The organism is Beduinella massiliensis (assembly GCF_900199405.1).
Taxonomy (GTDB): domain Bacteria; phylum Bacillota; class Clostridia; order Christensenellales; family Aristaeellaceae; genus Beduinella; species Beduinella massiliensis.
Genome location: NZ_LT963430.1, coordinates 659,703 through 674,016 on the forward strand (window position 1 = coordinate 659,703; position 14,314 = coordinate 674,016).

Sequence of the window (14,314 nt, forward strand, 5' to 3'; positions counted from 1 at the left end):
AAGTTCTTTTTTCGCCAACCGTCCGCCCCCGCCGCGGCATCTAAAGGGTGAAGATATCTTCAAAGGAAGCGCCGAAGGGCGAAGAGGGAGAGCGCGATGATCGACGAGAGGACGTTCATGGAGGAGGTGGAGCGCGCCGAGCGCACGCTGTACCGCGTGAGCCGGAGCCTGCTCTCAAGCGACGCGGACTGCCGCGACGCGGTGCAGGAGGCGCTGCTGAAGGCCTGGCAGCGGCGGGACAGCCTGCGCGAGGCGGCCTACTTCCGCACGTGGCTCGTGCGGATTCTCATCAACGAGTGCAGGATGCTCAGGCGCAGAAACCGGCGCGTGACGCCGGTGGAGGTGCTGCCGGAGCGCGAGGCCCCGCCGCCGGACGAGGCGCTGCGGGACGCGCTGGAGGCGCTGGACGAACGATGGCGCCTGCCGCTCGTGCTGCACTACCTGGAGGGCTTCCGCGTGGAGGAAGTGGCGAAGCTGCTGGGCATCCCGTCCGGCACGGTGAAGTGGCGGCTATCCCGGGCGCGCGCCGCGCTCAGGGCGGAATGGATGGAGGACGAAGGGGAGGTGCGCGAGCATGCGGCCCGATGAGTACCTGGACGGGGCGTTCCAAAGGACGCCGGAGGCCTTTCACGACGCGGTGCGGCAGACGCTGCGCACGCTTGAAAGGGAGGAAAGACCTGTGAAGCGCAAGATGAAGTGGGCGCCGCTGCTGGCGCTGATGCTGGCGCTGTTGGCGACGGCGGCGGTGGCGGCCTATGCCGGGCGCATCGGCGGCGCGCTGGAATGGCTGACGGACACGGCGGCGGTGAACCGCATCGTCCCGCAGGCGCGGGAGATTTTAAAGCAGGACGTGGCGCGCACGGAGGTGAACGACTGCGTGATCGAGCTGCGCGAGGTCGTCTACGACGGCGAACGGCTGGCGGCGGTGTACGCGGTGCGCGACCCGCGGATCGCCCAGCTCGGGCGCGAGCAGGACGAGGAGGGCATGTCGCCCTTCGACCTGTACGCGCTGGAAAATCTGCGCACGCCGGACGTCAGCGAGGGCACGCTCTATCGCATCGCGCAGGACTTCGCGCCCGGCGAGGGGGCGGACGAAGTGGTCTACAGCTTCGAGGCGCGCGTGAAGGGGCAGGGGGAGGCGTTCGAGCTGATCCTGCCCGTGGGATGCACGTGGGGGCCGCTGGAGCAGCGCCTCTCGCTGACGGCGGCGGACGCGGGCACGCACGTGGACTTTGACCTGCCGGAGGAAGCGCGCTTTGAGGGCTACGCGGCGCGGCTGACGAAGCTGCGCGCGGCGGCGCTGGGCACCTACGCGGAGGTGGAGCTGCGCTTTGACGCGGACACCGCGCCGGCGCGGCGGCAGGAGATCGTGGACGCCTGGCTGGAGGGCACGATCCTGCCCGAGGGGCTCGCGGACGTCGTGCCCGGGGACGCGGACGAGATCGCCCACCCGACCGGCGCGCAGACGCTTGCGGACGGGCGCGTGGCCGTCTCGTTTGAGGGCAGCGCGCGGGAGGAATACCCCGGGGCGATGCTGGCCGCGCCGCGCTACGGCACGGAGGCGTTCTACGAGGGCGAGGCGGAGAAGCTGCCCGCGCCGGACTTTCACGAAGCGCTGCGCGCGGCGGGGGGTATGGGAAGATGAGGAAAGAAGGGAGAGGAGGCGCGGCGCGGCGGCTTCGCCGCCTCGCCGCCTGCACCCTGCTGCTGTTCGCGCTGACGGGCGCGGCGCGTGCGGAACGGGTTCAGGAGCAGATCGAGCTGGACCCGCATAAGACGCCCTGGTGCGCGCACGTCGTCTGGGACATCGACATGGAAGCGCCGGACGAACCGCCCGCCGGGATTCCGCAGGCGCAGACGCGCTACGCGACGCTCCCCCTCGGCCCGATCCGCAGGGCGATGGCTGCGTACGCGGAGGAGCCCGTGGAGCGGCGCTGGCTGAACGGGCGCGACGACCTGAACCGGATGAACTATCTGTACTGGTCCAAGGAGGGCGGCACGTACCGGGACGTCTATCTCTTTCCGGCGGGCGTCCGCCTGCCCTACCCGAACCACCCGATGCAGGAGACGCTGGACGAAGCGTCCGACGTGCTGCGCGCGTTCCTCACGGAGGCGGGCATCGAGTTCGAGTATCCCTTCTACAGGGTGGGGCGGGACGGCGACGGGCTCTATACGTCGCTGACGGGCCTGTGCGAACAGGACGACTCCCTCCGCACGATTCCGCTCGTAAAGGACGCGACGGGCATCGCCTTTCGCTTCACGCTGGGCGGCCTGCCGGTGGCCGAGCAGGGAATCTACGATCCGCAGGTCGAGGGGCGGCGGGACGTGTACTACGAGCGCTACGGCCAGGCGACGGTGACGGACGCGGGCCGGATTCGCTCGCTGCGGCTATCCAACGCCCACGAGGTCGTGCGCATGCTGGAGCCGGATACAGCGCCCGTGATTCCATGGCGCGAGGCGGTCATGACGGCGGTGCGCGCGGAGGCGGCGGACCCGCGGACGATTGACGGGCCGGAGGGCGGCGGGACGGCATCCGCGTGGGCGGAGGTCGAGCGGGAGCGCGTCGCCGGGGCGGAGCTTTGCATCGCCATCTCGCCCACCGGCAGGACGTTCCCCGTCTGGGGCGTCGTGCTGGAGGCGGATTACGTGGGCGGCTACGCGTACAGCGGCACGCGCTACGTGGACGCGCACACCGGCGCCGCCTGCGAGGCGGGCGAGGACTGGACCCCGTAAGGGCGCGGAAAACGACAAAGCAGGGGGCGAGACGCCGCGCGACGCGGGCCTCGCCCCCTGCTTTGGGGCGCACGGAGCGCTCAGATGCTCTCCGTGTTGGATGCGGCGGCGTCTGCCGAAGCCGGGGCGGGGGACCGTCTTCGGGGTTTCGGCCTACTCGTCGTCGAAAGCGTCGGCGGTGAAGCGGATGCTGTGGACGAGGCTGCCGCTATCGCCGTGAAGCTCGTGCAACAGGGTGCAGCCGTCCATAAACCAAATGGAGGGGCGGTTCGTGCCGTCCGATCTCGAAAGCGACGCGGGGCCGTATTTCTCCGTGAGCACCGCCTCCGCTTCGGCGAAATCCGCGCGGTACAGGGCGTCGTCCGCATGCGATGCTGTAAAGGAAACCAGGATGCTGGAAAGCCGGTTTGCGGAGAAAGAATAGCAGACATACATCTCAAGCCCGGCATAACGCTGGCCGTAATACGTCAGGGAATCCTCCGTCTGCGAGGGGTCGCCCAGCTCGAGGGCGCGCACCTGCTCCATCGACATGCCGAGGGCGACGCCGCTTCTGAAAAAGACGGGCGCGGGGGCCGCTTCCGGGGGCGCCTTCGGGATGTCGTCCTCCTCGTCTTCGTAAGCGTCGGAGGTGAAGAAAATGTAGTGGTAGCGACCGTCGCTGTCGCCGTAAAAATCGTGATAGATGGTGTAACCGTCCATGAGCCACATGGAGTAAAGCTCCGGCTCGCCCGACAAGGGGACGCCCGGCGTATCCTCCTCTGTAACCGACGCGGGGCCGTATTTCAGCGTGAGCTCCGCCTCCGCTTTGTCGAAATCTACAAAGTACGGGGTGTCGTCTGCGTAGACCTCTTCGAAGGAGACGTAGACCTCCGTCAGCGCGTTGCCATTGAACCAATACCGGATGTACACATCAAGCCCGGCAAACTGCTGGTCGAAATACCGCAGGATGTTCTCCGTCTGGGAAGGGGAGTCCGGCTCGAGTGCGCGCACCTGCTCCATCGTCATGCCGAAGGAGACGCCGTTTCGGAAGGTGAAGCTGGACGCGGAGGATTCGTCCGCATTGTCTTCGTAAGCGGCGGAGGTGAAGAAAATGTGGTGGCTGCGCACGTTGCTATCGATGTAAATTTTGTGATAGATGGTGTAGCCGTCCATGAACCACACGGAGTAAGGCTCCGGCTGGCCGGACGAGGGGTCGTCCGAACCATCCGCCTGTAAAAGATACGCGGGGCCGTACTTCGACGTGAGCGACGCATCGACTTCGGCGAAGTCCGCGAGGTACTGGGCTTCGTCCTCTGGCACCTCACGGAAGGAGACGTAGACCTCCGTCAGCGCGTCGTCGTTGAACCAATAATCGATGTTCGCATAAAGCCCGTCCAACGGACGGTCTAAATATACCAGGCCATTCTCCGTCTGCAAGCAATCGCCCGGCTCGAGGGCGCGCACCTGCTCTATCGACATGCCGAAGGAGATGCCGTCTCGGAAGGTAAAGCTGTCGCCGGGGAAGGCGGCCGCTTCCGGGGGCGGGGGCGCTTCCTGAGCCGCTGCCAGGTCAACGGCCGGGGCGGGGGCCGCGCCCGGGTACGGCTTGCCCGCGCCCCGGGCGGCGAGGCGCAGCGCGCCGTTGATGCCGTTGGACGTGCGGGTCGCGCCGGAGACCGCGTCGAAGCGCGCGGATTGGACGTCCTGGCCGATCAGGCTGTCAAAGCCCGCCGCGATGACCTCCGCGCCGTGCCCCGGCGCTTCCTGGTGCTCCACGACCTCGAAGGACGCGATCTTTCCATCCTCCACCTCGTAGACTACGACCATGGGCCGATAGCCCATCACCTCCACGCACAGCGGGCCCTCCTGCGCGAGGGCTGGCGCCGGGAAGAGCAGGAGCGCGAGCAGGACACACAGGGCTTTTTTCATGGAATATCCCTCCTTCATCTGCTGCTGGATTTGCTGCTTCCATTATACCGCAGACGGGCGCGTACGGGTAGGGGAAAAGCGGGGGCGGCGCAGCGCACCGGAATGTTCGCCTTTTTCTGAGCTGTTTTTGAAATGGACGCTTTTCTTTTGGAAAGTCGGTTGAAATGCCGAACGTTCAATGCTATAATGAGCTTGTTGTTTGGTTTTTTACGACGACCAAGGAGGTTGTTTGCCGGATGAACGGTGTAAGACGAATTTACGTGGAGAAGCGCCCGGGCTTTGACGTGGCGGCGCAGGGGAAGCGCCGCGAGCTTTCGGAGGTGCTGGGAACCGACAGGATCGAGCGGCTGCGCATCTTTCAGCGCTACGACGTGGAAAACCTGCCGGACGATGCCTTTGAGCAGGCGCGCGGCGTCATCTTTTCCGAGCCGAACCAGGACGTGGTCTACGACGAGCGGCTGCCCGAAATGCCCGGCGCCTGCCTGATCGCCGTGGAGTTCCTGCCCGGCCAGTACGACCAGCGCGCCGACTCCGCCGCCCAGTGCCTGCAGCTGCTGACGGCCGGGGAGCGCCCGCGCGTCGCCTGCGCGAAGGTCTACGCGCTGCTGGGCGACGTGGACGAGGCGCTGCGCGCGCGCGTGGTCGGCCAGCTCATCAACCCGGTGGAGGCGCGCGAGGCGTCCATGGACAAGCCCGCGACGCTGCGCATGGAGGCCGAGCGCCCCGAGGACGTGAAGACGGTGGAGGGCTTCATCGCCCTGCCGCAGGCGGAGCTTGAGCGGATGGTGCGCGACCTGGGCATGGCGATGACCGCGGAGGACCTCTGCTTCTGCCAGCGCTACTTCCGGAACGAGGAGCGCCGCGACCCCACGATCACGGAGCTGCGCGCCATCGACACGTATTGGAGCGACCACTGCCGCCACACGACGTTCCTGACCGCCATCGACGACATTTCCTTCCCTGAGACGCGCCTGGGCGCGCCCATCCGCGCGGCCTACGACGCCTACCTGGACGCGCGACGGAACGTCTACGGCGAGAAGCAGCGCGACATCTCGCTCATGGACATGGCCGTGCTGGGCATGAAGGAGCTGCGCCGCCAGGGCAAGCTTTGCGATTTGGACGCCTCGGACGAGATCAACGCCTGCTCCATCGTCGTGACCGCGCACGTGGACGGCGAGGACCAGGAATGGCTGGTCATGTTCAAGAACGAGACGCACAACCACCCGACCGAGATCGAGGGCTTCGGCGGCGCGGCCACGTGCCTGGGCGGCGCGATCCGCGACCCGCTGTCCGGCCGCAGCTACGTCTACCAGGCGATGCGCATCACCGGCAGCGGCGACCCGCGCACGCCCTTTGACCAGACGCGCCCGGGCAAGCTGCCCCAGCGGCGCATCACGACCACCGCGGCGGCGGGCTTTTCCAGCTACGGCAACCAGATCGGCCTGGCGGCGGGCAAGGTGCAGGAGATTTACCACCCCGGCTTCGTCGCCAAGCGCATGGAGCTGGGCGCGGTCGTCGGCGCGACGCGGCGCGACCACGTGCGCCGCGAGACGCCCGCGGCGGGCGACGTGGTGATCCTGCTGGGCGGGCGCACCGGCCGCGACGGCTGCGGCGGGGCGACGGGCTCCAGCAAGGCGCACAACCTGGATTCGCTCTCCACCTGCGGGGCGGAGGTGCAGAAGGGCAACCCGCCGACCGAGCGCTGCATTCAGCGGCTGTTCCGCGACGCGCGGTTTTCGCGGATGGTGAAGCGCTGCAACGACTTCGGCGCGGGCGGCGTGTGCGTCGCGGTGGGCGAGCTGGCGCCGGGCCTCGAAATCGACCTGGACGCGGTGCCCAAGAAGTACGAGGGCCTGGACGGCACGGAGCTGGCGATCTCCGAATCGCAGGAGCGCATGGCCTGCGTCATCGCGCCGCAGGACGTGCCGCGCTTCATGGAGCTGGCGGCGGGCGAGAACCTGGAGGCCACGCAGGTGGCCGTGGTGACGGAGCCTGCGCGGCTGCGCATGAGCTGGCGCGGGAAGACCATCGTGGACCTTTCGCGCGCGTTCCTGGACACCAACGGCGTCACCCAGCACGCGCGGGCGCAGGTCTTGGCGCCGGACGAGGACGCGCCGTACCTGACCACCCTGCCGGACTTCGCGCGGGGCGGCGACCTGCGCGCGGCCTGGCTGGGGACGCTTTCCGACCTGAACGTGTGCAGCCAGAAGGGGCTGGTGGAGTGCTTTGACGGCACCATCGGCGCGGGCACGGTGCTGGCGCCCTACGGCGGCCTTTACCGCGACACGCCGGTGGAGGCCATGGCCGCGCTGCTGCCCGTGGACGGCGAGACGACGACCGCGACGCTCATGGCCCACGGCTACGACCCGTACCTTTCGAGCTGGAGCCCCTTCCACGGGGCGGCGCTGGCGGTGACCGAATCGCTCGCCAAGATCGCGGCGGCGGGCGGCGACGCGCGCACGTGCCGGCTCACGTTCCAGGAGTACTTCGAGCGGCTGAACAAGGACAGCGAGAAGTGGGGCGCGCCCGTGGCGGCGATGCTGGGCGGCCTGTGGGCGCAGCTCGCCTACGGCACGGCGTCCATCGGCGGCAAGGACTCGATGTCCGGCACGTTCGAGGACATTCACGTGCCGCCGACGCTGGTGTCGTTCGCGGTGAACGTGCTGAACGCAGGCGACGTGATCTCCGGCGAGCTCAAGAGCGCGGGGCACAAGCTGGCGCTGCTGCGCTGCCCGATGACGGACGCGCTGCTGCCCGACGCGCAGGCGCTGCTCTCGCTCTACGACGAGCTGCACGCGCTCGTGCAGGCGGGCAAGGTTGTAGCGGCGCACACGGTGGGCCGCGGCGGCGTGGCGGCAGCCGTCACGATGATGGCGCTGGGCAACCGCATCGGCGTGCGGCTGCGCGGGGATTTGACGGCGGAGGACCTGTTCCTGCCCCTGTTTGGCAGCATCGTCGTGGAGATGGCCGCGGGCGAGGACGTGCCCGCGCGCTTTGAGGCGCTGGGCGAGACGGTGAAGGAGAGCGCGATCACCGTGGGCGAGGTCAAGGTCTCGCTGTGCGAGGCGCGCCGCGCCTGGAAGGAGCCGCTGGAAAGCGTGTTCCCGACGCGGGCCGCGGCCCCGATGACCGCCGCGCCCTACGTGCCCTACGAGCGGCGCGAGGAGAAGCGCCCGGCGGTGCGCGTGGCGCGGCCGCGGGTGTTCATCCCCTCCTTCCCCGGCACGAACTGCGAGATGGACAGCGCGCGCGCGTTCAGGCGCGCGGGGGCCGAAGTGGAGACGTTCATCTTCAAGAACCTGACGCCCGCGGGCATCGAGGAATCGGCGCGCGCGCTCGAGCGCGGCATTCAAAACGCGCAGATCGTGATGCTGCCCGGCGGCTTCTCGGCGGGCGACGAGCCGGACGGCTCCGGCAAGTTCATCGCGACAGCCCTGCGCCATCCGCGCGTGGCGGAGGCCATCCGCGACCTGCTGGGCAGGCGCGACGGCCTGATGCTGGGCATCTGCAACGGCTTCCAGGCGCTGATCAAGCTGGGCCTGCTGCCCTACGGCGACATCCGCGTGCTGCGCGAGGACGACCCGACGCTGACCTACAACACCATCGGCCGCCACGCGGCCACGCACGTGAGCACGGTCGTCTCCTCCGTGAAGTCGCCGTGGATGGCGGGCGTGAACGTCGGGGACGTGCATTCGGTGGCCATCAGCCACGGCGAGGGGCGCTTCGTGTGCGCGGAGCCGCAGCTCAAGGCGCTGCTCGCGAACGGCCAGATCGTGACGCAGTACTGCGGGCCGGACGGCATCCCCGCGGCGGACATGCCGCAGAATCCCAACGGCTCGTGCTGGGCGGTGGAGGGCATCTGCTCGCCCGACGGGCGCGTGCTGGGCAAGATGGGCCATTCGGAGCGCATCGGCGACGGCGTGTGCAAGAACATCCCCGGCGCGCACGACCAGAAGCTCTTCGTCTCCGGCGTGCGGTACTTCCTGTAAAGAGGAACGCTGCCGGAATCAAATAACGGGCGGCATTCAGGCGAGGGGCTTCGCCTGGATGCCGCCCGTTTGCGCGGGGCGGGGGGGGGTTTGGATGGGAGCGGGCGCGCCGTCCTTGCGCCTGAACGCCATGCTTGATTTGGATGTTCGTTTTCCTCGATCCACTCGGATAGGATGGTTAGCGGGCCCCCTTGAAGGTCTGTGCTATTGTCCGCCGCTTGCATTTTTGTGCGCGGGCGGTTATAGTAAAGGCAAAAGGGCGGCGACGGGAGGGGACGGCTATGGAGGTCACGAGGGCGCAGGTGCGCGCGTTTCGGCTGCGCGCGCACCACCTGGACAGGCGGCTGCCGCCGGAGGGCCTTTTGGCGGCGGCGGGCGCGTGCGGCATCCAGAACTCGCCGCCCGGCGCGTTTGAGACGGCGATGTTTAACCGGGTCGAGGGGTGCAGCCCGCAGGCGCTGCGCCGCGCGCTGTACGAGGAAAGGCGGCTTTTGCAGGCGTGGAGCTACCGCGGCGCGCCCGTCGTGTTCCCGGCGGAGGAGAGCGGCGCGTTCCTGACCGCGCTGATCGCGCGCGAGGGCGAGGCGCCGTGGATCTACACCCAGGGCATCGGGCTGGCGCTGGACTTCCTTGGCATGGACGCGGACGACCTGCTCTTTCGGGTAAAGGACGCGTGCGCGCTGCTGGACGGGCGGACGGTGCGCGGCAAAGAGGCGCTCGACCAGGCGCTGGCGGACGCGGTGGAGCCGGGGCTGCCGGCCGGGAAGCGGGCGCTGTGGCGCGCGCCCTCGATGTACGGGGGGCAGGGCAGGCAGACGGTCGGGGGCGCGGTCGTCTCGTTCCTGCTGCGGCCCTGCTCGTTTTGCTCGCTCGTCGTGTTCGGGGAGCGGGAGGGCGCGAGCCCGACGTTCACGTCGTTCGCGCGCTGGACGGGCCGCGCGCCGTCGGAGGCCCCGGACGCGGCGCGGGCGCTTGCGCGCAAGTTCCTGCACTGCTACGGCCCGACGGACGAGAGCGCGCTGATGGCCTGGCTCGGCTGCACGCGCCCGCAGGCCCGGCGCATCTTCGCCGCGGCGGACGGCGTGGAGGCGGTGCGCGTGGAGGGGAAGCGGCGCTTCGTGCTCGCGCAGGACGCGGAGGCTTTGCGCCTGGGCGCGCAGGAGGACGACCGCTTGCGGCTGCTGGGGCCGCACGACCCGTACCTCGACCTGCGCGACCGGGAGGTTATTTTGCAGGAGCGCGCGCAGCAGCTTATCGTCTGGCGGACGGTGGGCAACCCCGGCGTCATCCTGCGCGGCGGGCGCGTCGCGGGGGTGTGGACGGCGCGCGTGCGCGGGGAGCGGCTGGACGTGCTGCTGACGCCCTTCGAGGCGGGTGTCCGCGCGCGCAGCGGGGAGCTTGCGGCGCTCGCGGAGGAATACGCGGCCTTCCGCGCGCTGCACCTGGCGCAGTGCCGGGTGGAGGACGCGTGAAGTCGTGCCATACACATTGCGCGCAATACAGAAAAAGGCTAAAAGGAATCCAGGGACGTGGCGAAATGGCTTTAACCCCGGCACAACGCAAGGCGAACGATAAGGATATAAAAAATAGTTATTTTTCCAGCCGGTTAAGGCTTCCCAATAAGCTGGAAAGCGCATGGCTACTGGGTTTTAGCCGAATGTATCAGTTTATATATTGGCCGATTTGCCGCCCAAATGCCGCCCATATTTACTAAAGCGTTATAAAGGCTTGTAGAAACAAGTAACAGTTTTTAACTATGCCGTTCTAAATTTAACTTTTATGAAGCGTAGCTTTAGAATAGAAACAAATACACCTTTGGCGAAAAAGGTGTACTCAACAAATCGAAATAGGGAGTACTGCGATATGAAGAACATTTTTGTGGTCCAAGGCGGTGGGCGACCTCACGGAAATACAGCGCAGTTGGTGAGTGCCTTTGCGAAAGGCGCAACCGAGGCTGGACATAATGTAGAACTTATTTCATTGCAAAAATATGAAGTAAAGGGATGTGTTGGATGCAATGCGTGCCGCTATGGAAAGCCTTGTATTCAGAGAGATAGCTTTAACGACCTTGTTCCAAAAATTAGAAAATCTGACTTAATAGTGTTTGCATCACCGTTATTGTTTTGGACAATTTCGTCTCAATTAAAGGCTTTTATTGAGCGCTTTTATTGTATTGCGGAAGAAGATAATAACCCACCATATGGCAGGTATGAAAAATATCCTGTAAAAGATGCGGCATTACTTATGACATCTGCGGATGAGTTTTTTTGGACATATGAGCAGGCTGTATCCTATTATAAATTTGCAATAATAAACTACATAGGCTTTCATGATAAAGGCATGATACTGGCTGGTGGATGTGGCGATACGAATGGAAAGCCACAGATTGATAAAACCTCTCATTTGCAGAAAGCGTATGAGTTTGGAAAGCAAATTTACATCGATTAAACTGCGTTCAAAGTTTCACTTACCGCTCTGGTTTACTTCGTCTTCTTAGGATATGGCGCACTATGCTATCTAGTTGTTTTCAATAGTGGCAAGCAGGGCAGAGTGGTACACACTCTGCAATTTTCCACTTTTTCGCCTCCGCGAAAACCTGTAAAATCTGCTTGTTGGGGAGGCCCCCAATCCCCCGGCAAGGGATCCTTGCCAAACGCTCCACAAGTGGAGCGGCCACGCGCCCTTGCGGGCGCTGATAGACGAAGGGATTTACCGGCGGGGAAAAGGTATGCCTCTCATACTTGAAAGCGTCCGCAAGATGCGTACCCGCCCTGTGGGGGCGATGAAAAGGGGTGTCGCTGGCGGTCCTTTTCCGGGGTTTGGGGTCCAGCTCCCAACAAGCGTTTTGCGCGAGTGTATATACTCCTGCCCTGCTTGCCACGATTGTTTTGTGTGGGATTGGGCTTCCTGCCGCGCATGAAAATAGCCCCGGCATGAGACGGGGCCAGTCTCATGCCGGGGCGGTTATGCGGAACGATAGAAGCCCGTTTTCGGGGGTTTAGGATAAATCATACAGGCCCCTTCGGTTTCGCGTACGCAAAGGCCCATTCTATCAGGGGATTTAAGGGCCTAATGTTCCGTTGGCAGGCTCTTTTCGGCCCGTGCCTGTAACCCATCATCAACAGCTTTCAGGGATTGCTTTTTAGGGGCATATGCTGTATAATAGGACTGTCAGCAGGCCGGACAAGGGCTTGCTGATTTTACTTTTTTGCCGCCCCAATGCCGCCCAACTTTACAAGCGCAGTTTGCAAAGCGTAACGGGACTTTTTAAGGGTATATGCGCAAACCTTGATTTCATGCGGGTTTGCGGGGTATCCCGCAAAAACTTACATAGCCTTTTAAGCGTTTTTTTTTGCTTTCAGGCAATAAAAAATAGATACTGTTTGTGTTCCTCTCGGAGTGTTCTATAAAAACGCGAACAGGCTTGAAAGCCTGATAGATAAGGCGTTTGCGGGCTTTTTGTGCCCGTGATTTTCGCGGTTTTTTCGAGGTGAAATTTTCAAAATCCCGCCCGACTTGCATAAACAGTAATAAGAAGTGATAAAGAGCGGTAAGCGTTTATAAGTTTACCGCTCCATTTCTGCGTTTCTTTTCCACTTTTTCCGTGACGCCTTTTGACGCCCCAGCTTTTGCTTACGGCGGCTTGAAATTGTTATTTCAAAACCGCCGCTCGTTCACAAAGACAACACGAAATACCCTCCGCAGTAACGGCTTTTTTCTTTCGACGTTGGAGCGGCGGAGAAATCTTGTAAACTTTTGACTGTGTTTAGTTGAAAAAGGGAAATTACTTTTCTTTTGGATAAACTTGATTATCATAGGAACGGGTACCTCTCAATGCCAATGCGAGAATTGGCGCAGCGGATTTTCCTGTTACATTCCGCCCCGCAGATTGAATGTCATAATCGCGCAAAATTATATTATGGATATTAGCGCCTTCAGCAACCCCGAATAGTCCAATAATTTTTGCGTTCGGGTCTGTCATTGTAAGGCCAATAATTTCACAGCCATTTCCGCTGAAACTACCTGTAAATGGTTTATCCACCGTTCCGATCGGAATCCATTCATTTGATGACAATTGTATATCTGCTCCTTGAACGTAATCCTTATCAAGACTATACTCTCCTTGACCGATAGAGCGCAGTTGTGTTTCGTTTACGACCAGATAATATACTTTATCGCCGATGTTGAAAGTTTCCATTTCCGTTATTGAATTATTCTTATTATCCTTATTTTTAACAGCTATAACAGTGTTGCCCGTATTACTCAAAATGATTTTAGGGCTTTCGTTACCAATTTTATAGATTGCGGGCCAATCATCAGGGCGCTTCACGCTTGGCCCGCAATTTGTGGTATCAAGATAAAGATTTGTAGGAGTTTTGTTAAAACGCACCGTGAGGGGACCGTTAAGCGCGTTGGCGCTAATATCGTTTAGTATAGTATCCGCTTCAATGTAGATTGGGCCAGAGGAAACTTTTATGTCATACGTTCCTTGCGACACAATATCATCAATCAGCCAAAAACCGGCTCTATTTGATTCCACATGAACGGGCGCATTAAAGTCTTGCATTTGAACGACCATTTCGGTTGTCTGTATGTCAAATCGTGTGTATACTGCATCAGGAATATAGACGCGCACAACATTTTTATATTCAGGGCCGAAGTTTACGTCTATACCGTTCGGCACATCATTGTTGACAGTAATTTGCATAATGCCATTTACGATGTTAGCGTCAGTCGCACAAGTATTTTCCTTGTCCATATTAAGAAGTTCAAAAGTTACATTTGAGTTTTGCGACTTTACAAGTTCCACACCCACGGGGCCTTGTCCTGTTACGGAAACACCGCTGAAACTTACCGTTACATTATCGTCTGACTGAATAGCAGGCGGCGTTGACGAAGAAGTTTCGCCTATGCTGTCATCTTTAGCTTTTGTGTTTGTATCGCTGGTAGACAGCTCACTTTTAGCAACAAACGGAGCTGCATATGCACCAGCCGCCGTTGCTCCAAAGCAGAGGGCAAAAACGAGCGCAACCGAAATTGCCGCAGTCAATCGAGTTGTTTTCTTAAATTTCATAATAGCATCTAACCTTTCTTTTAATAGTTCCTTGCCCTCGTTCAGTGTCACAGAAGCAAGAGAATCTTTGTAGTTGCCTCCCATACCCATAGCGTTTAGCAGGGTATCTCCATAGGCCCGTTGCCCTCTCACGTCCATTGATCGTATCACTGCCTCGTCACAGGAAAGCTCACAGGCCCTGCCCACTTCCCGGCCCATAAAGTAAACAAGCGGGTTAAACCAATGGAGGCAGATCGTAACCTGCACCAGCCACTTATAAAACATATCCCGCCGTTTGTAATGCATCAGCTCATGCAGGATCGTATTTTCAAAATCTGATACCGAAAGCTCGGTAGTTGGCAACATGATACAGGGCCGGAAAAATCCAATCAGGAGCGGGGACGAAATCAGGCTGTTTGTATAAAGTCCCACAGACCCTTTTATGCCGGTTTGCTCCACCAGCTTTCCCACACGCTCCCAAAGCTGCATATCGGATATTTCAATCCGTCCGGCATTTATGTACTTTACAAAACTTTGATAAACGGTTATCTTCCGAATGAGCAGCCCCACGGCAACGATTAGCCAGACCAGCAAACAAATTACGGCGACATTTTGTTTTAAAAATTAATTT

Annotated in this window: 7 protein-coding genes and 1 pseudogene; 6 read left to right on the forward strand and 2 right to left on the reverse strand. The window is 61.8% G+C overall.

What is annotated here, in order from left to right:
* The first annotated feature begins 96 nt into the window (after positions 1–96).
* From C1725_RS03725 to C1725_RS03735, 3 genes are read left to right on the forward strand one after another with little or no spacing between them, the layout of a single operon-like run.
* Complete coding sequence (locus tag C1725_RS03725) at positions 97–588, forward strand: sigma-70 family RNA polymerase sigma factor (protein ID WP_102410334.1); 492 nt, start codon at positions 97–99, stop codon at positions 586–588.
* Complete coding sequence (locus C1725_RS03730) at positions 575–1,645, forward strand: hypothetical protein (protein ID WP_102410335.1); 1,071 nt, start codon at positions 575–577, stop codon at positions 1,643–1,645. The genes C1725_RS03725 and C1725_RS03730 overlap by 14 nt, the downstream gene beginning before the upstream one ends.
* The gene (locus tag C1725_RS03735) at positions 1,642–2,733 is read left to right on the forward strand and encodes a hypothetical protein (RefSeq protein ID WP_102410336.1); all 1,092 of its coding nucleotides are present in this window, start codon (positions 1,642–1,644) and stop codon (positions 2,731–2,733) included. The genes C1725_RS03730 and C1725_RS03735 overlap by 4 nt, the downstream gene beginning before the upstream one ends.
* 153 nt (positions 2,734–2,886) lie before the next feature.
* On the opposite strand, the gene C1725_RS03740 is transcribed toward C1725_RS03735, so the two are convergent.
* A complete protein-coding gene (locus C1725_RS03740; protein ID WP_346026311.1) occupies positions 2,887–4,641 on the reverse strand; it encodes an FMN-binding protein in 1,755 nt (584 codons plus the stop codon).
* 236 nt (positions 4,642–4,877) lie between these two features.
* On the opposite strand from C1725_RS03740, the gene C1725_RS03745 reads away from it, so the two are divergent.
* The 3 genes from C1725_RS03745 to C1725_RS03755 all read left to right on the forward strand — a co-directional run bounded on the left by C1725_RS03745 (position 4,878) and on the right by C1725_RS03755 (position 11,078).
* The gene (locus tag C1725_RS03745; protein ID WP_102410338.1) at positions 4,878–8,630 is read left to right on the forward strand and encodes a phosphoribosylformylglycinamidine synthase; all 3,753 of its coding nucleotides are present in this window, start codon (positions 4,878–4,880) and stop codon (positions 8,628–8,630) included.
* 281 nt (positions 8,631–8,911) lie between these two features.
* Positions 8,912–10,102: a DNA glycosylase AlkZ-like family protein gene (locus C1725_RS03750; protein WP_102410339.1), complete on the forward strand. Its 1,191-nt coding sequence runs from the start codon at positions 8,912–8,914 to the stop codon at positions 10,100–10,102.
* 391 nt (positions 10,103–10,493) lie between these two features.
* Entirely contained in the window at positions 10,494–11,078 is a 585-nt protein-coding gene (locus C1725_RS03755; RefSeq protein WP_102410340.1) for an NAD(P)H-dependent oxidoreductase, read from the forward strand.
* Positions 11,079–12,414: 1,336 nt separating this feature from the next.
* Here C1725_RS03755 and C1725_RS03760 read toward each other — a convergent pair.
* Positions 12,415–14,289: pseudogene (locus tag C1725_RS03760) on the reverse strand (M56 family metallopeptidase); the annotation flags it as partial.
* Between the last annotated feature and the right edge of the window lie 25 nt (positions 14,290–14,314).